A 23,992-nucleotide genomic window follows, 5' to 3' on the forward strand; every position below is an offset into this window, starting at 1 on the left:
GATAAAGTGAGGAGAAACCATGCTACGAATGCGAACCATTCAAGAAGGCTCGGTGGGTTTATTTGCCCTCTTGGGACTAATTCTGTTTGGAGGACTGGTGATCTGGTTACGCGGGGGAGTCTTGGGTCAAAAAAGCTATCAAATTCAGGCGAATTTTAAAGATGTAAGTAGTCTACAAATTGGGGCTCCTGTGCGTTATCGAGGGGTGGCAGTAGGAAAAATTGCTGGACTTCAACCTAGAAGCAATGGGGTCAAGGTATTGCTTGAACTTTCTTCTACTGACTTACGGATTCCCAAGAACTCTAAAATACAGATTAACCGCTATGGACTTATTGGGGAAGCTTCAGTCGATATTACCCCATCGATAAACTTGTCTGAGCAAGCCTTAGCTATTGACCCCACCAGTGCTGAGTGTCCCGACAAAAGTCTGATTATTTGTGACAGTGATGAGATTACAGGAGAAACCGGTTCTCAATTAGTAGAATCGTTAACTAAACTTAGTAATGCTTATAGTGATCCTGCATTTGTCAAAAATCTCAGTGATGCTTTTGCTAGTGTTTCCGTTGCTGGGAGCAAAGTTGCTAAATTAACCGATGAAATAAGTCTTTTTTCTAAAACTGCCCGTCAAGAAGTTGGAGGCACTTCTGAGGCGATTGGAAGTATTAATCAGGCGGCTCAGGATGCCTCTCAAGTAATGCGTAATGTTAATACAGTAGTCGCTGAAAACCGTAATGATCTCAATCGAGTGATTAATAATACGGCAAACTTAGTAGCTAATCTAGATGGGTTAGTGGCAGAAAGTAGGGAAACTGTTATTAACACGTTAAATAGTTTGGAAAAAACTAGTGAGCAAGTGCGAACCGTTGCCATTGATCTAGGAAAAACTGTTAATAAAGTGAATCAAGGACTCAATTCAATAGACGCCCAACAAATTGCCAGAGATTTAGAATTTTTAATGGCTAATTCGGCTGAAATGTCAGAAAATTTGCGAGATGTTTCAAAATCTATTAGTGATCCTCAAGTCATTTTAACTGTTCAAAAAACCTTGGATTCAGCACGAGTTACTTTTGAAAATGCCCAAAAAATTACCTCAGATGTAGAAGAACTGACCGGAGATCCTACTTTTAGAAATAATGTGCGTAAGTTAATGAATGGATTAAGTAACTTGGTTTCTTTTACTAATCAATTTGAACAACAACTATATACCGCTCAACTGATGGAATCAGTAACAGCACAGTTAGAATATAACATGGATGTACAAAGGCGTTTATCTAATTCAAAAATACCTAATCAAGAAAAAAGTTTTTTCCCTGGAAAACCTATTTCTAGAGTTTTTCTTGTGTCTCCCGCTACAACATCAGTTAAACAATTAAATAATTCCCTTGAGATAGTTTCTCCCGCGAAGAATTCAAAAGAAATCCAAGAAGAATAAAATTTAAATATTAACTTAAATTTGAGGATTAATAATTATGTTTAATAGTTCATTAGAACTATTAAAATTTTCTGCTTAATTCTTCCTGGAATCCTAACCAATCTCTATATCCATTTCTAAAATAAGTGATGGAGGGACTCTAACGACAGTAAGAAAGGGCTTTGATATCAATTGCTATTGGAATGACACAAAATTGGGTAAATAAAGTTGAAGAACTCTATCTAACTCCTTAGTTTCTTAAAGGGATTACTATCAATTTACCTTTTTTTTAACCATACTTTGGAAAACCTATCGCAATATTGCCCTTATAATGGGAGTTGGTTAACCTTAGCAGATTTTATTTTGTATTGAGAGGAGTTACCAAAAAACAGTGTTTGTCCTCAATGGCTACGAATATTTACTCGGATTTTTACTGGCGTCTAGTTTAGTCCCCATTCTTGCCCTCACCGCTTCAAAACTTTTGCGTCCCAGTGGGGGAGGCCCCGAAAGAGTCACTACCTATGAGTCAGGAATGGAACCAGTCGGCGCTGCTTGGATTCAATTCAACATTCGCTATTATATGTTTGCGTTGGTGTTTGTCGTATTCGACGTAGAAACCGTTTTTTTGTACCCCTGGGCAGTAGCGTTTAATCAATTGGGACTGTTAGCTTTTGTGGAAGCCCTAATTTTTATTGCGATTCTAGTAATCGCCCTCGTTTATGCCTGGCGCAAAGGCGCACTCGAATGGTCCTAGCATCAGCGATCAATTGGGAATTGTTCATTGTTCATTGATAATTATCAAACCATGAGTCCTAATACTACCCTCGATTTAGCTGCCATTGAGCAGCAACAAAAAGAAAAAATTCTTAACCCTATTGCTCGCAGTCAAGTTACTCAAGACCTCTCAGAAAATATCATCCTTACTACCGTAGATGATCTCCATAACTGGGCGCGTTTATCAAGTCTTTGGCCACTATTGTACGGAACAGCCTGCTGTTTTATCGAATTTGCTGCTTTAATTGGCTCTCGCTTTGATTTTGACCGTTTTGGTCTAGTTCCACGTTCTAGTCCTAGACAAGCGGATTTAATTATCACCGCTGGAACTATCACGATGAAAATGGCTCCTGCATTGGTGCGTCTCTATGAAGAAATGCCCGACCCCAAATATGTGATTGCTATGGGTGCTTGTACCATTACAGGAGGAATGTTCAGCAGCGACTCTACAACAGCCGTGAGAGGGGTTGATAAGTTAATTCCTGTAGATGTATACATTCCAGGCTGTCCTCCTCGTCCAGAAGCTATTTTTGATGCAATCATCAAACTTCGTAAAAAAATCTCCAACGAAACCATTCAAGAACGAACAACGCTAATGGAGCAAACTCACCGTTACTATAGTACAACCCACAATATGAGAGCGGTTGACCCAATTTTAACTGGTAAGTATCTACAAACTGAGAATCGTCAGGCTCCCCCCAAAGAATTAACTGATGCGATCGGTATGCCTGTTCTCCCCGCTTTAGCGTCCCAGAAACAAAAGGAGGAAATTGAACGTGGTTGAAGAAGATAAGCCAGATAATGCTCCTGAAACTAAAGAAACAGCCCTTGTTGAAACTGGACCAGTTTCCAGTTGGTTAATGAAAAATGGCTTTGAGCATGAAACCCTTGAGCCGGATCATCTAGGTGTAGAACTGATTAAGGTTGAATCAAAATTCTTGATTCCTCTAGCTACTGCGCTCTATGCCTACGGGTTTAACTATCTTCAATGTCAGGGAGCGTTTGATTTAGGGCCAGGAAGAGAGTTAGTAAGTTTCTATCATCTCATTAAGGTTGCTGATAATAGTGATCGCCCTGAAGAGATTCGAATTAAAGTTTTCTTGCCTAGGGATAATCCCCGTGTTCCTTCAGTTTACTGGATCTGGAAAGCCTCAGATTGGCAGGAACGGGAGAGTTATGACATGTATGGCATTATCTATGAAGGACATCCTGATCTAAAACGGATTTTAATGCCTGAAGATTGGGTGGGTTGGCCATTACGAAAAGATTACGTTTCCCCAGACTTTTACGAGTTGCAAGACGCTTATTAAAGTTTCATTAACAGATTATCAATCCCCTTCTGTTTTGTTCAGTTTATCTAACAATTAGAAGGGGAATTTGTAAAAAAAATAACTCTTTAAATCAAAACTAATATTATCTATTAATATAGATACAAGAAAGATGCAAGAAGTAGAGGATAAACTTATGAACTTTCTCATTACTAAAACTTAATATCTCACTATAAAAGATATTTATTATATTTAATTTTTCCAAAACTTTTCCTATAAATCTGGATGTAAAATATGGAAAATTAGCTCCTTGTCCTGGAGCACCTGATTGTGTTGATAGTCGAAGTTATACCCCTCAATTTAACATTGAAGAGAGGACCTCAATTTCTATTGCTTAGTTTAAAAAAGTAATTGAAGGTATAGAAAGAACGAGTCTTAATCGAAGAAACAGAAAATTATCTTTGTTAATTGCTTATGTTGATTTCATGATCACGGTAATTGGGGAGGAATTTTCATCCCTAATGATTATTTTTAGGTAAGAGGTTCTAATGAAAAAACTAATCAAATTCATGATTTTAATCCTAAAAAATTATGAGATCAGTCAAAAAGTGTATCCCGTTATTGATATGTAATGATAGCCATACCGCCTTTTTTACTGGAGATTCCTATAATAAAACCTGTGAATATGGCAGAAATGTTTACGTGACTATATCTGAGTAATCAAATTCATAAAGTTATTGTACTTGCTATTTGCCCAACTAACCGCGATTATGAGTATACTCATGCCCCTGTTTGGGTTTAGAAATAGGGAGGACTAGAGCAGCATGATTCTAGTTACGTTGCTAATGATGTTAAATGGTTTGTAGAGGCTAATCGTCGTACTCTCAGCGATCTTTACAAGAGAATGGTCTTATGGTCTTCTAATGGAAGGTTAGCTACTTTTTATACTGCCGCCAGATCCCTTATAAAATTCGTTCAGTTACTAGTTTATCTCCCTAATTTTTAATTAGAATTAATTTAAGTATCTATTTTTATGTCTTTAAATTATCAGAATATTTTTTATATTCTCTAGAATATTCTGCATTTTTGTTAAAAGTATTAAATACTTTACAAGATCCAAATACTCGATTGAAAATTCATTGAGATTGGGAACTTATTTGGCAGTAAGAATTTCATAATTCTTTTATTTTAAAAAGGTAACTGTAAAAGTTCGAGAAATGCACGATTTATTAATTTAGAGACTTTTAGTAACGGGAAAATAAAAACTTATATATCCTTGAAGATATAAGTGGTCAACATATCGAAGAATCCTGGTCTGGTCGCATGGAAAATGTGTTACAAATCTTTTGTCGTTGGTAATTAAATTATTCGAGAGATTTTTAGCTATTCTAGACTAGCTATTACAAAATAGTAATAAATAAAAGCTGAAAGTATTGCTGTACAATGTTTCCAACATTACAAAACTTTTCTTATATTAAAACTATATTTTTAGAGTGACAGAATGCGATCATAATAACAGTTTTAGAAGTTGTAAAATGCTAATCCATCATACTTCAGTCTAAAAAAGCTATATTTTTTAACCTTTGAAGAAACTAGACTGAATCATTAGCTTTTAATATTAGCTATTTTCCTATTGGAGTCTTAGTAATACCTTGGAAAGAGACTGAAATTCAAATAATCAAAAAATACACAAAAAATAGTGTTTTTATAAGCAGTTATAGTTTTATCGCTAAAACACTTATAGGATGAGCGACTTATCTTAAAAATAAAGTAATGACAGACAATAGCCACTGGTACAATCGGTCAAAGTTAAAAAGGAAAGACCAAAAGTCTTAATAATACAAATATTATAATTTATCTTAACCAAGCGATTTTCTGTAAGCCTGTAATGGTATCTTTATGAGCTGATCAGCAATTTCCGAAAACAACTCTAGCTGCATATATCATAAGAAAACTATTTCTATTCAAAATAACAGCTATTTCAATTTATTCCTATTTTAAACCCGTACCTTATTAAGATTCCCATGGTCAATGAAATAACTGAAGAAATACTTAATTTAATAATTGATCCTCAAGGACTTGAGATCATTATTGCTTAACTCTAATTCCAACAGAGGCTGTTAATTTTTCTTTAGTCTTAATTTACTATTTTTTTGTATAGAAATAAAAAAACCAGGGTTAACCAAGTGAAAGCCTCCAAAATAAACGTTGCGAGAAAATATCCGACAGTCGATATGGTTAATCTATACAAAAAAATAGGAAGGATCGTTTGTCATTGACTATCAGTTTTCTTATCAAAGAGAATAAAAATAATAGCAATATTTCCTAGCAACTTAGCAGAAGTATAACTATCCAAATTGATACCTCTAAGTCTCTCGAAACCGGCAGACATTCCAATAGCTATAAATTCTTACAAAGAATAAATTTCCTCCTATTTACTTGCTAATTTCTTATTAATGACACTGATAATTAATGGAAAAGCAATAGCAATATAGATTTGTTCAAAGTTCATCATAATTAAGTACACTAGTATATGATGATCATCATATACTAGTGTACTACGACCATTCCGGTATGAATATAATGCTTGAAGCACAGCTTTAAACATCAGCCGTTGTCGAGAAAAGATAACTCCCTTAAAATACCAATTCGGAACATTTGTAATCAGAACAACTTGAATTCAACTTATCGCGTTCACATAGAAACAAAGGATAATTCTACTTTGGCCGGTTGGAAGAGAATTAAGGATCTGGTCCAGAGTAATAGTAATTGAGGCAATGTGAAATCCGATTCTTCATTCCTTCTATCCCCTAACATTCAGCGATTCCAACTGGCTGCAATTAAGATTACATTCAATATTTCTATCCTAAAACCAGGACATTTTACAGAAATAATATACTTCCAACTTAGACAAAATACGAAAAAATTTTTTTAAAATCGTTAGTTAAAGTTCTTTATCTTTCTTAACTTAAATAAATATTTTTTTAATACTAGCTGAGTTGAATTCACACTCTACTATACTTAAATTACTTAAATTTAAATTCCCCTTGCTATCTGCCCATAATCTCGTTAAGGTTAAAGATATATTACAAAGTAATCATCGCTCTTAAAGAATTTATTTATAAACTGAGGTGATCCTAGGATCGTTTATTGTTGTTTAGCCTAAACTGTTTTTAATCCCCCATTTGTGAGCGACTAACTCTGCTAAACTAATGTTTAAGACGGATTTTACAATGACACAGCGTATTCTCTATGTTCGTCTCCCCTGTAATCCCATTTTTCCTATTGGCGTCGTCTATTTATCTGATTACGTACATAAACTTTTTCCTGAAATTAAGCAAAAAATCCTTGATTTTGGAACAATTCCACCATTAGAATTTAAAAAAACTTTAGATAATTGTATCGATAAGTTTAAACCAACTTTGCTAGTGTTTTCTTGGCGAGACATCCAAATTTATGCACCCGTTGGTGGTAGAGGAGGCAATCCCCTGCAAAATGCTTTTGAGTTTTATTACGCTAAAAACCCTCTAATTCGTTTACGAGGAGCATTAGGCGGCTTAAAAGTAACTATTGCTTACTACAGCGAAATATGGCGAAATATAGGTCTAATTCGGCGTGGACTTAAACAGGCAAAACAATATCATCCAGAAGCACGTCTGGTTGTAGGAGGCGGTGCAATAAGTGTCTTTTATGAACAGTTAAAATCAGAGCTTCCCAAGGGGACTATTGTTTCGGTGGGGGAGGGAGAGACTTTGCTTCAAAAACTGTTGCAAGGGAAAGATTTTTTGGAGGAGCGTTGTTATGTTGTTGGAGAGAATGATTTCCGCAAAAAATTAATTCATGAACCTCCAACACCTATTGAAAAAACTGCTTGTAATTACAAATATATTCAGAGTATTTGGACAGAATTTGACTATTATTTTCAAGAAAATGACTTTTACATCGGAGTACAAACTAAGCGAGGTTGTCCCCATAACTGTTGCTATTGTGTCTATACAGTAGTAGAAGGAAAACAAGTTAGGATCAACCCGGCTGATGAAGTGATCAAGGAAATGCGCCAACTTTATGACCGAGGAATTCGTAATTTCTGGTTTACTGATGCTCAGTTTATTCCCGCCCGTAAATTCATTGAAAACACCGAAGAATTTTTACAAAAACTTCTTGATTCTGGGATGACAGATATTCATTGGGCAGCTTATATTCGGGCAGATAATTTAACCCCAAATCTATGCGATTTGATGGCTAAAACAGGGATGAATTATTTTGAAATTGGTATCACTAGCGGGTCACAAAAATTAGTTCGCAAGATGCGAATGGGCTACAAGTTACGGACAGTTTTGCAAAATTGTCGTGATCTTAAAAGGGCAGGATTCAATGATATGGTATCAGTTAATTATTCTTTTAATGTAATTGATGAAACTTTTGATACCATCCGACAAACCATTGCTTATCATCGAGAATTAGAAAATATTTTTGGGGCTGATAAGGTAGAACCTGCTATTTTCTTTATTGGATTACAACCCCACACTCATCTCGAAGAATATGCTTTGGAAAATAATATTCTTAAACCTGGATATAATCCTATGAGTTTGATGCCTTGGACAGCCAAGAAGTTACTTTGGAATCCTGAACCTTTGGGATCATTTTTCGGAGAAGTTTGTCTGCAAGCATGGGAAGAAAATCCTAATAATTTTGGACAGGAAGTTATAAAAATTCTAGAAAAAAAGTTAGGAAAAGCTGATTTAGAAGAGGCCTTAACTGCTCCTCTCGAAGAAAAGAAAAAACAGTTTATACTAGCTTAGTTTGTAACTTAATGTAGAGTAAATACCTAAAACTTTACCAGTTATCATTCAAGGTAGTATAGATTAAGTCGTTCAAATCTTATCAGAATTAGTATCATACTTTTTATATGACGATGTACCCCTTCTATGAGCCTGTCATTATTTAAATCAATAACTATTTTTTAGTTATGAAAACAAATTTGCAGAAAAATTAAATTTTTAAAAATAGAAAAAAACATAAAATCGAATATTTTCTTAAAAACTTAGGATTTAAATTATTTAATAGGTATTAAAATGATGATACCAAAAATATAGCTAATTTAGATATTTTAAGTAAATAAGAAATAGAAATAATGCTAATAATTTGGGTCAACGATTACAAACAAAAAAATAGACATTAATTCAACTCATTTTGATTAATTTAATTCTCAATTTATTCTTTTATATTGCTTCTTTTATGTCATTGAAGAGATTACACTCATTTAGTAAACAATATTCCATTTTACTAATCATTTTAAAATACTTATTAACCCAAGGCTCACCTACTAACGTTGATAATCTTTTAACTGGTTCTAATTTTGGAGAGTAAGCTAGCAAACATTTTCTAGTAACTCCTGAATAAATTTTTCTCTTTTTACTATAAAATTAGCTGCTATTATCTTCCATCAATAAGACTTTTTTTTCAGATAGCTCTACATCTTTAGCTCAATGTTAATCAATTAAATTCAGCAATTTTATATTTACTCTTGGAATTTAATTCTATAAGATTTGTTTAGATTAGTGGCTATAAATATCCATAAACATATGGGTATTTATAGCTCTGTCTTACCATAGCAGTTGGTCTTTCCCCAATGAGACTCCAAACTTTTCTTCTGATTAGTTTAAATTCTACTCTAGGTTCATCAACAAATAATATATCTATTTTAAATTCTGGATGTTTTCTTAATTTTTTTAACTTATAAAGAGAAATTCATCAAAAATTTCTCTTGCTCAGGATACTTTTCCTTTCTATGTTTTGGTCTCTGACTCTGGGAATAGTATCTGAGCTTTTTTAAGTGCTTTTATTCTCTTTGGTACTAAACTCTTTCAATACAAATTGTTTCTATCTAATGAACTACTTTCAGTTCTGTTCATGTTCGTCAATCTACAGATTTTATAGTGTTTTTTTATTTCTTAAAGTTAAGTTGTATTTCATGAATATTCCTACTCAAGTCATAGAAACTAACAATAAGACTAATCAATCAACTTAAGTTGATCTTAACTGGCAGAGTATTTTCAAGTCAGTAATAGTTTTGTCCTTTTCATCACTTTACTAATATCTAAGAAAAAGATTGACAAAACTATTACCTCATGGCTGAGTAGAACTCCATTTTATTGAAATAAAACAATTTATAGAACAAGATAACGATGTTAATCTGTAAGAACTAAGTATTTACTTATACAAAAAAATAGGTGCTGTAATTAGTATTACTGCCATATGTCATTTTGTCTGAAAAATAAAGTTAATCCCTAAAAAATACTTCATATATTAAAAGTTTACACAGATAGGGGTCAACCGTCGAGACGAGGATGTTTAGTATAATACTTGGACAACTCAAACTTTCAGATTTAGTCTTATTGACAAAGCTGAAGTTGAGCTAGCCATCACTCGTCAGTGTGCCAGAGCAATTAAAGGAAAACGAGCTTATGGAAAATGACTAAATATATCGAGTTAAAAATATTACGTTAATTGGAACGCTCGCTAAATTAGAGTTTTTTACCCCTTTTACTTTTGAACTATGGACAAATAAAGAAGCCTTTCTCACTGATGAAACAGAAGTGCTGACATTATAACTATGGCCGAGTACTTATCTGGTCATCAACAATTTACCGATTCATAAAGTAAAAAAAATTAGAGAAGTGATTCAATGTATAAAGGCACAAGTTGCATTTTTATCCCCTTATTCTTTAATTTTCAATTCTATTCAAAACTGTTGTCTAAAAATCAAAGAATAATTGAGAAGTATAGACTTTTAAGATTCTATAGGAACAAATCAAGACAGCAAAATTACTTCACTGCCTGGCTAAGAAACAAGTTTTTTTAAAAATGTCTAAATTTCCAAAAAACTTGTCTCTTAGAAAGAGATCTAACTTTCAGTCACAATTTCAGGATACAACCCTAATTGTTTAGATAACTGACGAGCAAGAAAAATCAGGAACTTTGCTCCATCTTGATTTCCTTCATGGGCTTGCGCAGTGGCAACTTCCATTAGGGTTTGAACAAAATCTGCATCAATTAAACTGCTGTTAGCATCTAACACGTCCGGTTCTTGTCCATTGGGACAACCGACTAAATCTTCAATGAGTTGAAAATATTGCTGTCGACGAGATTCCGTCATGGTAATGGTTCTCCTTAGGTAAATATTCGGGGTTAGACTTAACTCACTTAATCGTCGTCTTCGTCAGGGTTTTTTGTTAAAATTTCAAATACTGTTGTAGCACAGAATTCTCTATTTTTGTCAATTTCTTTTACCCTTTTGGTTATTAGTTTGGCTTTCTCGAGTTGCCCAAGTTTAGCTAAAATAAATCCTTGCGCTGCATAGGCATTTAGGTAAAGTCGGATAGGTGAATCATACTGACGACTGACTAATATAGGCTTTAGTTGCTCCCATTGTAGCGGGAGATTTTCTGTCTCTTGGATGATTTTTAAGATTTTCTTTGCAATCTCAAGGGCAATTTCAGGTTTCTTCTTATAAAAAAAGAAACGATAAGCTCCTGTTAAAACATCAAGGTTATTTTCAGCTCTGTTTAGGGCCTCACATATATATTGTTCTGCAAGTATTGTATTTTCCCAATTGTTAGAGGCTAAAATTAATAAAGTTTTTACATCTTCTGATACTTCGTACCAGGATAGTTGATTTTGATTTACCACCATAATGTATCCTTAAATCATATTATGATCTTAGCATTTTGACTAAAAGGAAGTATTAAAATCTTTTCTATTAGAAACCGTTTATAACGTATATTTTAAAATGATTGTCGGGTAGAGTTTATTATACTATTTTTACACATAAAAATTTGTTAATGAAAAGATTTTAGTAATTCTAGACATACAGGAAATAGGAGCACTAGTTCTCTATCTAAGATAGAAAATTAGTGCTCCTTTTAAATAAGTCCAGCATAAATACTTATGGTGAAAATAATAAAACGCAGGAAGAGAGTTAAATATTGACATCTTGCCGTCAGAGTTAATTTGATGTATTTTAATTTAATTAAATGATTTACTAGATAAAAGGAAAGAATTAAATATTATTAATACAATAGGAGACATGGTCATGACTTCGAATTTTGTCTCTTTCATCGCATTAAGTTTTAATAAAAATAGAAAATAACAAAAATGTAATATTAAAATTTTTTTGTTAAAGTCCCTTCAGACTTTAACCGTTTTTGAAACCTTTTAGAAAATATAAAAATGGTTGAAATAGATAAGATATTCAATATAGTTTTATATTTTTTTAAAAAAAACATAATTTTAGGAATAAACTTAAATTTTGAATAAAATAAATAACTAAATAAATTTTTTAAAAATTATCTACAGAAACAAAGGTATGAAGTGATAATTTTTCAGTCTAACAAAACCTAAAACTAAATTAGTATGTTTTGTTCTCTAGAACAGAAACAGCGCGTCATTTAAAACAACTTAGTTTTCTTTAATGGTAAATTAATCTGCAGTAAAAATTTTTAATAAACCTAAAAAAATCGTGATTTATCGCTATTTTTTATGACTCATAATTACAAAATTAATTGAGTAATTAAAAAACAAGTCAGTTGTAGAATAAAACAGAAAGTCGAGAATAAAGATAATAACATAATCAAAAATTAAGAATTAAATATAAAATATATTGTTGGAAACATACAACAGCATTTATCAAAAATACTAATTACTTTAATCCCACTCATTTTTCTCTGTAATAACGTCTTATTATTAATGAATAAGCCAGACTAAAAAGTCTGAATAAAATTTTAATTTTTTAAAAAAATTAAAATTTTATTTTTAACTATATACATATCTAATGTAAAAAGGTAATGAAAATGAATGCATTAATATTAAATTATTAGTTAGTATTAGTTAATTAATTTTAGTTTTTAGGACTTTAAAATTGGCGCTATTTTTTTACAACACACCCGATAGAAGTTGTTATTAAATAAATTAAGTACTATAAGCATTTCTACTAACATGCTATTTACTATATTATTATGAATAATTTGATTTTTTTAATGCTTCTTTACTGTAAAAAACTTTAATTTAGATCTATACTAAAGTCGCAAGTAATATGTTGATTTTTACTTAGTTAGGATTGAGAGTTAGTATATTTTATTGTCTCTGTTCTTGCTTTTTTTAAAGTAAAATACTTTTTGTCTATTAAAAAGTTTTGCCAACTTCATTTTCTCATATAGAGTTGCTTGTATCAGATCTAGATTAGATGAATATTGCTCCACCCGACTAAAATCATCTTTATAATGAACCTGCTAATCATTTTTCTTCATTATGTATAAATTTGCACCACAACTCCTAAATTCTAAATTAGGAACTTAATTTGTCAGGATTTTGGGAAGGTTAGACAAACTATTTCAAGGTCTCGGTACTACTTTAGTCGGAGAATTTTTCAATAAAAGGTACGATTTAAAAGATTCTTTTACTTTCTTAAATAAGAAATTTATGAAGCTCTCTATTGCAAAAATGAACCAATTTTAGAAAACTGAAGAGCTAATTACCCAATCCATCGAGTAATTACGTTCTAAATATTTTGAATTTAGATCATCAGATATTAACTTAGACACGAATAATCTCAACTAAAAGTTAGGGTTGCGCCCTAGGGCGCAACCCGACAAAAAACTGTCCTAGGCGGGAGCATGAGTATAGCAATTTTTGGGACAGATGCGAGCGCAAGCTTCACAACCAATGCAATTTTCCTTTTTAGCAATCGTCATAACTTGACGTTCGATATCGTCCTCGTCTTCATCTTCGTCAACGAATTCTCCGTCTTCATTAACCCCCATTAAGGCTAATACTTTCTGACCACAGACTTTGAAACAACGTCCACAACCCAGACAAGTATCTTTGTTGATAGAGTCAACAAATTGGGGAATCCATTCAAGTCCACCAAAAGTTAAAGCAGTTGCAGTTGCCATATTTGTTCTCCTTTTAAGATGATTTTGGCTTTGAGTGATCCTCGCTAGTTAACGGTAAAGGTTCACTAGACGAGTATTCAAGGGTATGATATCCACTTGAATTCTGTAATAGCAGCAGACGCTGCGGATGAAGCTGAACCCGCCAAGGAAAAGGGCGATCTTTGAGTTGCTGCCATTTATCCTTCAATACCTCCACCTGTAAGTGGTAATCGTAGGGACTGGTAGGAGCGCAATTCAGCTTCAAATAAAGGGTCATCCGATGTTGGGTTTCACTAATGGTGGTTAACCAACAGGGAAAAATATTAGTGTGGTGAAGGGTAGAAAATTTTTCAATATCGGGAAAAGTCAGTTGATGGGCGCGAATCCCGACATGGACTAAATTCGGGGAAATGGAATCAAATACCTCGAGGGTGCATCCCCAGTCAATAGCCGTAATTTTGCGTTGGGCAACTTGTCTGACACGGGAGAAATTCTTACAGCCGGTCAATTGAGCTACTCTAAAGCTTTGGGGATGTTCAAAAATTGCTTGTTTAGGTCCTTGGGCAATAATTTTTCCTCCTTCGAGAATCAAAAGATTAGGACAAACTCGATATGCTTCCTCCAGGTTATGAGTAACAAATAAGGTAACACCTGAATAACGAATTAAACTAGTCCTAAGAAGTTTTTCGAGTTGATCTCGTAAGTAGGTGTCCAGAGCAGAAAATGGTTCATCAAGTAGTAATATTTCCGGTTCGCTTGCTAAGGCACGGGCTAGGGCAATTCTTTGTTGTTGTCCTCCTGAAAGTTCCGCTGGATAGCGATCTCCTAACGCATCCAATTGAACACTGCTCAAATGCCTTTTAAGCCTAGCGCGAATGACACTTGCCGATAATCCTTTAGGTAAACCAAAAGCAATATTTTGATTAACTGTGAGGTGGGGAAACAAAGCATAATTTTGGAACAAATAACCTACGCGACGCTCACGAATCGGTATATTAATCCCCTGACGAGAATCAAATAAAACTCGGCCATTAAGGATAATCCGACCGCGATCGGGAGTTTCTAACCCTGTTATACAGCGTAAAATCATGCTTTTTCCTGCCCCAGAAGCCCCTAATAACCCCAAGGGAAGTCCATCGGTATGAAAAGAAACATCTAACAAAAATCCAGGCAATTGCTTCTGAATATCAACAATTAGCTTAATTTGCGCTTTCGGAACCGGATAATCCGCAGTATCCCAAGTTAAACCTAACGTATGAGGATCGAGATTTTCCCTTAACAAGTTGGGTTGTTTTAAAGAGGTTACTCTTTTGCTTTTTCGTTTGGGCTGCCCGTCAGACCAATAATTAACAATACTCATGATGCTAAGGGACAACACTAGGATAACCCCAACCCAAGCCAATGCTTGATCCATTGCTCCACTTTCCGCAGCAAAAAAGATGGCAATGGGAATTGTCTGAGTTTTCCCTGGAATACTACCAGCCAACATTAAAGTTGCCCCAAATTCCCCTAACGCTCTGGCAAAAGCCAATAAAATCCCAGCAATAAGACCAGGTTTCGCTAGGGGTAGTAAAATTTGCCAGAAAACTCGCCCTTCCGATGCTCCTAGGGTTCTAGCACTAGCTAACAAATTGGTGTCAATTTGTCTGAAGGCCCCTAACATGGTTTTATACATCAATGGAAAGGCGACAACAACTGAGGCGATAACGGTAGCATACCAGGTGAAAATGATACTGATATTCAATAGAGCAAACAATTGTCCAATCGGACCTTGTTTGCCTAATAAGAGTAATAAGACAAACCCGATTACCGTGGGGGGCAGTACCAAAGGAGCAGTTAATAATCCATCAATTAAACCTTTCCCTACTCCCCGATATTTGAACATCCAACGGGCTGCAATCACACCGCAAAAGGAGGCAATCAGTGTTGCTGTTAAGGCTGTTTTTAAGGAAATCCATACTGGGGAAAGGTCAAGATGCATCATGATTTTTGCCTTTTGCTTTTTACTTTTTACCCGTAGTTGGACATTGCCCACCTCATAAGTAATAGAGGTGGGCAATGTCTTCTACCGAGTTCGTCTTACATAAATGGCACGGGCTAAGGTACGATCAATCGCAATTCGCATTCCTCCAATTTTAATAATATATGAAGGAAATCGTTGTTCTAAGGTAATCTGAAGTCCAGGCATAATACCCATAGCGATTAATTTTCGTAGGAGATTCTCATCATTTTTTCTGACTTTAGTAATAATCCCTGTATCCTTCTCTTTAAGAAGGTTTAGAGCTAAAGATTCAACGGTAAAACTTTGGGCAAACATTTTAGAACGTGACCTCCAGAATGGATAAGAGTTGATTGAGCAAATACCCCATTAAAAAGGCAAGTACAATAACAAAACTTGTCATTGCTAGAGTAATTTTGAGCCCGTGTTGTTTTAAAATTAATTGAAATTGAGTCAGACAGGGAATAAATAGAGTTAAGGTAACTGCCGCTACGATCAACTGACGACCTATCAAAATACCTGAACGATGAAGATCAAACATAGCTGCCGCCCCATAGTCTCGACGAAAAAATCCATAGAGAAAAATGGCGGAGGTCGCTGGAGGAAGTCCTAACCAAATCATAATTGGTTCTAACCCCTTGAGCAATATTTCAAAGATTCCAGACAGTTTTCCTAACCAAATTAATACTGATACTAAAATAGATATTTGAATAATTTCCTTTAAATACCATAGAGTTCTTCCATAAGTTTTGCTTAAAATGTACTGAACGTTAGGCATCCTTAATGGGGGAATTTCTAGATAAAAACAGGCACTATCACCAGGTAGTATTTTTGCAGTTAATAACCCTACAATAACAAAGATAAAACTAATCGTTCCCACCCAAATAATTAGAGCAGTAGGACTTTGAGACAGTAATCCCAACATAACTCCCAATTGAGGCGAACAGGGAACAACTAAGGCTAATAATAGGGTAGCAATCACCTTTTCTCGTTTACTTTCTAAGGTACGGGTAACCAGAGTAGCCATAGTTCCACATCCTAATCCTAAAACTAGAGGAGTAATAGAACGTCCTGATAAACCTAAAGCTTTCAACAAGCGATCAGCTAATAGAGAAAGTCGAGGTAGGTAACCACTATCTTCTAATAGAGAAAACATCAAAAAGAAGGTGGTTACAATGGGGAAAATAATAGCGATAACATATCTTAATCCTAAGGTAATAATGCCATGCTCATTAGCAATCAAATTTTGCAAAATCGTCCAGGGGAAAAGAGTTGCAGTTATCTGATTAACCAAAGGGTTAATAGTTTCAGTAAAAAAAACTTCGAGATTACTGACCAATACCCCCACGCCAAAACTGCCAATAAATTGATATATTCCCAAATAAAGAATTATTATTGCTAGGGGAAAGCCAGTAATGGGATTCACAGTTAACTGGTGAAAAAATTCCTCACTTTCCTGGGATTTTTTCTTTATATTAATCACCGATGACTCTGCTATTTTCCTAGATAATTGATAGCGACTTTTTGCAACTACCAACACTAGAGGATCACTAAACTGAGATCTAACATAATCGATAACAGTTTTAATTTCTGGAAAATGGGGCTCTAGTTTTCTGGCCTTTTCCCAAAAAACAGGATCTCCTTGAATAAGTAATAGGGCTAAACTGCGCTTCGCAATCGGATATTTACACGAACTAGAAGACCCTTGATGATCTTGTGTAAGCAGGGACTCAATTCTTGTCAGCCCTTCTTCAATAGCTGTAGGATAGCGCAGGAGTGGTGACATAATTACCGACCTTGGCTTTTAACGTTTCAATGCCTCTTTTTTTGTAAGCTGATAGGGTGACAACGGGGATACCGAGAGAGGCTTCTAATTGTTTTTCATTGACCCAAATTCCTAATTTTTCAGCTTCATCAAGCATATTAACTGCTAATAAAACCGGGAGTTGAATTTCCATGAGTTGAAATGTCAAAGCTAACATTCGACTGAGATGTTTAGCATCAATGACATGAATGACTAAATCAATCGATTCTGTCAATAAAAAATCCCGAGAACACTGTTCTTCTTCTGTCATGGGAATCAAAGAATACATCCCGGGAGTATCAATGATAGACACTGTTTGTCCTGCAATAATTGCCTGACCTTGGGAAATATCAACGGTTGTCCCCGGATAGTTAGAAACAGTTGTGTAACTACCTGTTAACAGGTTAAATAGAAGACTTTTTCCCACATTAGGAGAACCGACTAAAGCAATAGTAGCTCGGGTAGGAATTAAAGAGTTAGAGGATTTCTTGAACTGATTGTTTTTCCAAAAACGATCCCAGATAGCTGTTAATTTACCTGGGGATGTTTGGCAATAATTCCGACAGTCATTGCACGTCATTTTCTATATTTAACTGAAGCCTATTCTCAGGATAGTTAATTTTTGTTTTATAAACAGTCAATTGAGATACACAATACCAATCTTTTTTAAGAGAAAATCATAGCAAAATAAAATCTATCTTTGTGGATATTGGGGTAATAATTGGACATAAAATTTATGCCAACATAAAAGTTAAAACCTAATAAATAAAGAAAAAGTGGGCATTACCCACTCAACTTGTAGCATAACCATATCGGTAATATTAATTAATATAATTAAGTTAATTAATTTCATCGATTCTTTTATCTCTAACTGGAATTATTCTTCTACAATTTGACCAGGTTTAAAAAACCAAATAATCCAAACACTTAGCATCAATTTCAGAATAGCTGAAGTCATCATGAACAGTAAAAATATAGCTAAACTTCCTGCCATAATCGCTGCTAGTTTATGAATTTCGTCTTGACCTTTTAATCTAATCCAACTAGCAGTGATCCCGACAATTAACAATAAAAAGTAAACAATAACCATAATTTTAATTCACCTCAATACTATTAGAGTGATTTAATCTAGTCTATCTGAGGCTCGATATTAGTGGCAATCCAATACAATTCTAACCAGAGTCTAGGATTCTTCTTTTTAAGATTAGAGAGGGGATCTCTCACAATTCTTGTTGCATTTAGACAAACAACTTCAATTAATCCTAAATTTTCGGCAAGTTCTTTTAACTCTTTTTGATACAAAAGAATATTTTTTCCTGTTCTTGCAGAATAATAAATGGCAAGATAATGATAAAACTTATCTTGTCTTTCCGCCCAACTATCAACAACGGTTAGATAACAACAACTCAATAAGTAAGAAATATGAGGATAATACTTATTAACAAGACAAACATATTCTTCAAGTAATTTTTCACGAATCACTGCTACAATCCCTCCATTTTAAACTATGAGATAGGTCAGAGAATAGAGAAGCTTTAATGCAATGGTTTTTGATTTTAGTGCATTTGTTAAAAAATACACCCTTATGACTGATACAATCTTTCAGGGGATACTCAGAAAATTGGAAAGCTATCTCATTAATAGGACAGTCTTCACTTATTTTTGGACAAAACTTAGGCTTAAGGCAAGAGAGTTTAACAGTTTTATGATTTTTGCGAGATAATTCTAATTCTTGTCCAAAAAGAAACTCACTATAGTCGGCTACATTATCCAGACCCAACAAGTTGAGCAAAATCTCTCCCATCATCCAAAATGTTGTTTTGAAGACAAATGTTTTCCATTTGAGCATAGCCGAACCTCAGCAAAACGTGCATCGTGTCCATAATATATAACTCTTAAAAAAGGATAGAAGGGGGAAAAAGTCGCAGAATTTAAGAATAAACTACGACTTCAACAGCAGATGATGAGGATAAAACTAGAAAAGATGATAACTTACCCTAAGTAAGGTTCCTGATGAGTTTTAATCGTACAATCAGAGCGAGGATAAGCTACACAAAGAAGCACCCATCCGTTCTCAACTTGTTCATCATCCAAAAAGCTTTGATCTTCTTGATCAATTTCTCCCTCTACTATTCTGCCAACACAGCTAGAACAACCTCCCGAGCGGCAAGAAGAAGGTAACTCGATGTCGTTTTCTTCAGCAAAGTCCAGAATATACTGATCTTCTGGGACTTCTAAAGTTACGTCCATTTCCGCAAATTCCTCTTTCTTGCCCGTCTCTTTGTTTTTTCTTTTGGCAACTTTCATGAGACGAACTTTGTAAGTAGTGGTCATGTGTGTTCTCCTCCATTTAAGAACAGTAATTGGAAACTTGAATTAGCTACAAGGGGTGGCTTTACTACCACAATCTTTTGATGAGAAAGACTTGCCACACCCACAGGTATCTCCAGCATTAGGATTGGTAAAGGTAAATCCGCTTTGGGTTAAACTGTCCACAAAATCGATTACTACCCCCTCAAGAAGAGAAAAACTCTGGGAATCAACATAAATAGGAACATTTTTCTGTTCAAAACGGATATCCTGAACGTCTGGCTGTTTGACTAGATTGAGGGTATATTCATAGCCACTACAGCCGCCATCTTTGATCCCAACACGAATTCCAGTTGCTTTAGGTTCTTCCCCTTCTAAAAAGGGACGAAGTCTAAAAGCTGCTTTTTCAGTTAAACTAACTGTCATAATTTATCTCCACGTTTCAGTTGATAGTTATATAGTTGCCGACTATAAAGCTGTATTCCCTGTTTACTATTCACTACTCACTCCCTATAAGTGCGTTTTGGGCGATTGTCCCAGTCAAGTTTTTCAGGTAAAATTACCACAAACTGGACAGTCAGGATCATGATAAGGACGACGTTTAGCAAAGGTGGTACTTGCAAAATCCATGGTCAATAATTGACCTGTCAATGGCTGTCCTAGTCCCGTAATCAGTTTCACCGCTTCTAGGGCGGCTAAACAAGCTAGGGTTCCTGAAACAGCCCCTAACACTCCAAATCCCCAACGGTCCCAGGTCGGTTTTTCAGGGAAAATACAGGACAAACAGGGAGTTTTCCCGGGAATAACCGTGGTTAAATAAGCTTCCATCTCACTCATGGCCGCTTCTACCATTGGAATTTTTCGTCGCACACAGGCGGCATTTAGGGCTTCACGTTCGTTGAAGTCAAAGGCACAGTCGATGGCAATGTCGGCCTGTTTCATCAGGTTATGGACATTTTCCGAGGTCACAAATTCAGGGATAGCCTCAATTTCTACATCAGGATTTATTTCTGAAAGAGTTTCTTTGGCTTTGAATACCCTCGGTTTTCCGACCCAATCATCAGTCATCAAAATCTGACGATTTAGGTCATCCCGACGAAGATTGCCCCCTCGAACTAGAACTAACTTGCCTATTCCCGCGACAGCTAAGTAAAGGGCGACAGTTCCGCCAAGCCCTCCTACCCCTGTAACAATAGCAGTAGTAGATTTTAGTTTTTTCTGTCCTTTCTCACCAAAGCCGTCTAATTGCATTTGACGAGAATAGCGTTCTAATTCTATGGGGGTCAGTTCCATAATGTTTCTTAAACCTCAGTTTCTTTAGCTAAATCGTCAAGTAAGACTACATTTTTAGGGGCGTCTTTGAAGACCTTAAATAGCTTAGTTTCCAGAGGACTAGAAGTTTTAAACAACTCATAAGCTTCTTGAAAAGCTTCACCATACTTAGCTAATTTTTCCGATTCACTGATATTAGGAAACGCTTTATCAACGGCAGCAATAAGAATGGAAAATTGCTTCAAAATATGAAGACGATTAACATTAACAAAACTGGGGTCATATTCAATTTCAAAGAATTCCAAAAAGTCTTCTGCATTAGTTAATTTAGAAAACTGTTCATAGGTCTTTTCTGTACCAGCCATTTTAGAGTTCCTCCCAGGTTTTGAGTCGTTTTTTCAGTTGATCTAGTTCAAAATAAATATCATAAGTCTTCTGAGCCATTTCTAGCAAGGTTTGGTAATTTGTCGGTAAACCTTCTGCTAGATCGTGCAAATCCATTTTTTGTTGACCAGCTCTGGAATTGAGTCGTTTGATGGATTTCTTGAGAGCTTCTATAGCTTCTGGCGTTGGTTTAGTGGTTGTTGTTTCTCCCATTTTCACTCAACTCTTCCTTAATAAACCGTTAGCAATGAACAATTTTCACTTAATTATTGTTCAGAAAAATCAAAACAGCTACTTCTGATAAAGATTCGTCAAAAACTCTTGGCTTAAGAGAACAAATCTTGATAGATTTTAATGGTTAAAATCTTGCGACTTCAGGAAAACGCTGTACAACTTCGATCCCTGATTGAGTAATTTTTTCCCCTTGAGCTGCTAATTTTTCTAAGGAGTCAAACCCGAAGCGATGAGCATCTCTTAAAGTTCGGCAAACCGTCATTAAGCGACCACTCCAGACCAAAGCCCAACCAAATCCTTCACTATTTAGATCGACTATCACCTGACATAACTGAGCTGTTTCTTTCTCAATTAAACTGGCAACAGCACGATAGAAACAAAGAATTCTTAATTTAGTAGCTGGATCGATATCTCCCTCTAGAGAAATTTCCCGTTTTTGTTGTTTACTAATTACATAAGGTCCGAGGACTAATTCATTAGTCCAACTTTTATAAACCCCATAGTGATCGTAGGCTCGAATTTGTCGAACTACCTCTTGTAAGAAGGGATTATCTGAAACCAAAAGTGTTGACTGTTCTGAATTAGTTGTAGTCTTCATAGCAGTTCCCTGATGTTAATTAACAATTGAGAATTAATGGTTAATAATGAAATCAAAACTATCCACTATATACTATCAACCATTAACTAAAATTTCCCCTTCGTCCTCATCTTCAAAGTTCAAAGGTTTAGACTCTTGTTGAAGAACTTTGCGTAACCAGGGGGGGGGATTTCCCTTTAAGGTTTTTACCAATTCTGTTAGTAATTCCTCAATAGTTTCTGACTCACTTCTGGCTTTAACTGGGGTAACATTGCTGCGAATCAATCGAGCCGCTGCACTACCACCAATAGCAGCAACATAGATAATGGTACATCCTTTGAGGGCTTCAATTTTAGGATTTATTTTGTCTTCGTTACCATCTTCTTTTAAGTCTCCCGAAAATTCTAGAGTTTTGTCAAAACTAAACCCTTCAGGTGTAACATCATAAACGTCAATTTCCTTCGCCCAACCAAAATGGGCATTAATATGAACTCTATCACTGGTAGTAAATGCAACTTTCATGGTAGTCCTCCTCTTAGAACTAAAAGAAATTAGTGAAAACTTTTGAAAAGCCATTAAGCAAAGAGATCAATTATGACTTAAGACTGATGGATTATGAGGGGTGTTAGCTTCTTCATTTAACAAAATATTGCCAACATCGAACAGAAATCGCATTGTTCCGCGATATCCAACTAAACACCGTTGACCATTACCCAATTGATCAAAGACTGGATAGCCCATACGATATAGGGGAGCATTTAAGCGTTTTGCTAAAGCAGTTCCATGGGAATTGGTGATTATTAAATCCGACCCAGCTGCTAAATCTTCTAAGTCTTCCAAGTCGCCAATGGCAACAGTACCGATAGGTAAATCTTCTAAAATAGGGGACTTAGTGGTAGTAACCGCCGCGTGAACCTTAGCCCCCATATCATTGAGTAACCAAGCAGTTTGATAGAGTAAGTCTGGCTCAAGAGCTAAAGCTATCTTTTTACCTCCAAAATAAAAATGGGTATCAAGGATAGTATCTTGAAGTTGACGGCGTTGGCGTTGGAATAACGCAGGAATATTGGGAATAATTGGGAAATGGTGATCACAACGAGAAGTAACAATTTGAGACAAACGCCACAAAAAGCTATCAACCGCTTCTAGACCAGCTAAACGAGGGAACACCTCATACTTTGTCCCAAAACGTTCCTCTAATATTTTAGCTGCTCCGCGCATACTTTCCCCAACTGCTAGAGTAAAACTTGAACGAGGCAATGATCTTAGTTGAGCAACTGTTGTCCCCCCTCCAGTGATAGTTTGATATCCGTCCTCAAGATGTCCATCAAGAGATCTTGATAGATCGGGAATAGCTAAAGGGGTCAAGCCAAATGCTTCAACAATTGCCTTAATTTCTTCCATATCTCCTGGAGATACAAAAGAACCAGGCAAAATATTAACTTGAGGTTGGGGATAGACCACCGAACTCAGAGAAGCTTCCCTAGGGAAGGCATTATAGTCTAAGGCGACAATTTGCTCTACCGCAGAGGCGAAACCATCTTGTAAAGAGCCGCTATAATCCGGGGTAGAAACATAAACAATGGGCAAATTTTCCAGTTCCGGGTGAAGTTCCCGAATGGTTTTGAGAATGCGCTTCATATCATCCCCGCGCGTCTCTGTTAGTCCTGTAGTGAGCAACCCAATAATATCAGGGTTGTTGTTCTCAACAATAGTCAAAATTGCCTGTTCAACGTTCTCCTCGCCCCCTAAGATAGTCGTTACCTCTGTCATAGCAGTGGTTGACAGAGGAATAGCTTCACGAAAATGGCGTACTAGGACAACCTTGGCAAATGCGGTACAGCCTTGCGCCCCGTGAAATAAAGGCATCATTCCCTTTAATCCCAAAAACGCCAAGGACGCGCCCAAGGGTTGACTCATTTTGAGGGGGTTAACAGACAGGGATTTGTTTGTATTAACAACAGTTGTCATTTTAGTTAAAAGTTAAGCATGTGATAGTTAAGCGTTGATGGTTAATAGTTGGGGAC

The 23,992-nt window shown here is 35.4% G+C and carries 23 protein-coding genes; 5 read left to right on the top strand and 18 right to left on the bottom strand.

Annotated elements, in window-relative coordinates; all coding sequences use genetic code 11:
- Nucleotides 1–19: 19 nt before the first annotated feature.
- The 4 genes from P3F56_RS07335 (at nt 20) to P3F56_RS07350 (ending at nt 3,495) form a co-directional block, all read left to right on the top strand.
- A complete protein-coding gene (locus P3F56_RS07335; protein WP_281152242.1) occupies nt 20–1,432 on the top strand; it encodes an MlaD family protein in 1,413 nt (470 codons plus the stop codon).
- Between the two features lie 370 nt (nt 1,433–1,802).
- Nucleotides 1,803–2,165, top strand: coding sequence for a photosynthetic/respiratory NAD(P)H-quinone oxidoreductase subunit C (gene ndhC, locus P3F56_RS07340; RefSeq protein WP_281152243.1), 363 nt, complete (start codon nt 1,803–1,805; stop codon nt 2,163–2,165).
- A gap of 51 nt (nt 2,166–2,216) precedes the next feature.
- Nucleotides 2,217–2,969 (top strand): photosynthetic/respiratory NAD(P)H-quinone oxidoreductase subunit K, encoded by a 753-nt coding sequence (gene ndhK / locus P3F56_RS07345; RefSeq protein WP_281152244.1) that lies wholly within the window; start codon nt 2,217–2,219, stop codon nt 2,967–2,969.
- A complete protein-coding gene (locus tag P3F56_RS07350) occupies nt 2,962–3,495 on the top strand; it encodes an NAD(P)H-quinone oxidoreductase subunit J (RefSeq protein ID WP_281152245.1) in 534 nt (177 codons plus the stop codon). Before ndhK ends, P3F56_RS07350 begins: the two co-directional genes overlap by 8 nt.
- Before the next feature lie 2,389 nt (nt 3,496–5,884).
- On the opposite strand, the gene P3F56_RS07355 is transcribed toward P3F56_RS07350, so the two are convergent.
- Nucleotides 5,885–6,133, bottom strand: a complete 249-nt coding sequence (locus tag P3F56_RS07355) for a DUF1830 domain-containing protein (RefSeq protein ID WP_342637184.1) — start codon at nt 6,131–6,133, stop codon at nt 5,885–5,887.
- A 553-nt stretch (nt 6,134–6,686) separates the two neighbouring features.
- On the opposite strand from P3F56_RS07355, the gene P3F56_RS07360 reads away from it, so the two are divergent.
- On the top strand, nt 6,687–8,255 hold the full coding sequence (locus tag P3F56_RS07360) for a photosystem II high light acclimation radical SAM protein (RefSeq protein WP_281152246.1): 1,569 nt from the start codon (nt 6,687–6,689) through the stop codon (nt 8,253–8,255).
- A 2,105-nt stretch (nt 8,256–10,360) separates the two neighbouring features.
- Here the strand turns inward: P3F56_RS07360 and P3F56_RS07365 are convergent.
- From P3F56_RS07365 to nifN, 17 genes are all read right to left on the bottom strand, one after another.
- Complete coding sequence (locus tag P3F56_RS07365) at nt 10,361–10,612, bottom strand: hypothetical protein (protein ID WP_281152247.1); 252 nt, start codon at nt 10,610–10,612, stop codon at nt 10,361–10,363.
- Between the two features lie 47 nt (nt 10,613–10,659).
- The gene (locus tag P3F56_RS07370; RefSeq protein ID WP_281152248.1) at nt 10,660–11,148 is read right to left on the bottom strand and encodes a hypothetical protein; all 489 of its coding nucleotides are present in this window, start codon (nt 11,146–11,148) and stop codon (nt 10,660–10,662) included.
- A gap of 1,967 nt (nt 11,149–13,115) precedes the next feature.
- Nucleotides 13,116–13,406, bottom strand: coding sequence for a ferredoxin III, nif-specific (gene fdxB, locus P3F56_RS07375; RefSeq protein ID WP_281152249.1), 291 nt, complete (start codon nt 13,404–13,406; stop codon nt 13,116–13,118).
- A gap of 13 nt (nt 13,407–13,419) precedes the next feature.
- A complete protein-coding gene (gene modB, locus P3F56_RS07380; protein ID WP_281153762.1) occupies nt 13,420–15,366 on the bottom strand; it encodes a molybdate ABC transporter permease subunit in 1,947 nt (648 codons plus the stop codon).
- An 84-nt stretch (nt 15,367–15,450) separates the two neighbouring features.
- Nucleotides 15,451–15,702 carry a FeoA family protein gene (locus tag P3F56_RS07385; RefSeq protein ID WP_281152250.1) on the bottom strand — a complete coding sequence of 84 codons (252 nt, stop codon included), beginning with the start codon at nt 15,700–15,702 and terminating at the stop codon, nt 15,451–15,453.
- Between the two features lies 1 nt (nt 15,703).
- Entirely contained in the window at nt 15,704–17,170 is a 1,467-nt protein-coding gene (locus P3F56_RS07390) for a nucleoside recognition domain-containing protein (RefSeq protein ID WP_281152251.1), read from the bottom strand.
- A complete protein-coding gene (locus tag P3F56_RS07395; RefSeq protein ID WP_281152252.1) occupies nt 17,136–17,768 on the bottom strand; it encodes a FeoB small GTPase domain-containing protein in 633 nt (210 codons plus the stop codon). Before P3F56_RS07395 ends, P3F56_RS07390 begins: the two co-directional genes overlap by 35 nt.
- 297 nt (nt 17,769–18,065) lie before the next feature.
- Entirely contained in the window at nt 18,066–18,278 is a 213-nt protein-coding gene (locus P3F56_RS07400; protein WP_281152253.1) for a hypothetical protein, read from the bottom strand.
- A 38-nt stretch (nt 18,279–18,316) separates the two neighbouring features.
- Nucleotides 18,317–18,670 (bottom strand): hypothetical protein, encoded by a 354-nt coding sequence (locus P3F56_RS07405; protein WP_281152254.1) that lies wholly within the window; start codon nt 18,668–18,670, stop codon nt 18,317–18,319.
- 510 nt (nt 18,671–19,180) lie between these two features.
- The gene (locus tag P3F56_RS07410) at nt 19,181–19,522 is read right to left on the bottom strand and encodes a 2Fe-2S iron-sulfur cluster-binding protein (protein WP_281152255.1); all 342 of its coding nucleotides are present in this window, start codon (nt 19,520–19,522) and stop codon (nt 19,181–19,183) included.
- A 42-nt stretch (nt 19,523–19,564) separates the two neighbouring features.
- Nucleotides 19,565–19,924 (bottom strand): HesB/IscA family protein, encoded by a 360-nt coding sequence (locus P3F56_RS07415; protein WP_281152256.1) that lies wholly within the window; start codon nt 19,922–19,924, stop codon nt 19,565–19,567.
- Between the two features lie 123 nt (nt 19,925–20,047).
- Nucleotides 20,048–20,791, bottom strand: a complete 744-nt coding sequence (locus P3F56_RS07420) for a HesA/MoeB/ThiF family protein (RefSeq protein WP_281152257.1) — start codon at nt 20,789–20,791, stop codon at nt 20,048–20,050.
- Nucleotides 20,792–20,799: 8 nt separating this feature from the next.
- Complete coding sequence (gene nifW, locus P3F56_RS07425) at nt 20,800–21,135, bottom strand: nitrogenase-stabilizing/protective protein NifW (protein ID WP_281152258.1); 336 nt, start codon at nt 21,133–21,135, stop codon at nt 20,800–20,802.
- 1 nt (nt 21,136) lies between these two features.
- Nucleotides 21,137–21,367 (bottom strand): CCE_0567 family metalloprotein, encoded by a 231-nt coding sequence (locus tag P3F56_RS07430; RefSeq protein WP_281152259.1) that lies wholly within the window; start codon nt 21,365–21,367, stop codon nt 21,137–21,139.
- Nucleotides 21,368–21,512: 145 nt separating this feature from the next.
- Nucleotides 21,513–21,986, bottom strand: coding sequence for a NifX-associated nitrogen fixation protein (locus P3F56_RS07435; RefSeq protein WP_281152260.1), 474 nt, complete (start codon nt 21,984–21,986; stop codon nt 21,513–21,515).
- A gap of 75 nt (nt 21,987–22,061) precedes the next feature.
- Nucleotides 22,062–22,487, bottom strand: a complete 426-nt coding sequence (gene nifX, locus P3F56_RS07440; protein ID WP_281152261.1) for a nitrogen fixation protein NifX — start codon at nt 22,485–22,487, stop codon at nt 22,062–22,064.
- Nucleotides 22,488–22,553: 66 nt separating this feature from the next.
- Nucleotides 22,554–23,936 (bottom strand): nitrogenase iron-molybdenum cofactor biosynthesis protein NifN, encoded by a 1,383-nt coding sequence (gene nifN / locus P3F56_RS07445; protein ID WP_281152262.1) that lies wholly within the window; start codon nt 23,934–23,936, stop codon nt 22,554–22,556.
- Nucleotides 23,937–23,992: the final 56 nt, after the last annotated feature.

It is taken from the genome of cyanobacterium endosymbiont of Epithemia clementina EcSB (assembly GCF_029919255.1).
Classification (GTDB): Bacteria; Cyanobacteriota; Cyanobacteriia; order Cyanobacteriales; family Microcystaceae; genus Rippkaea.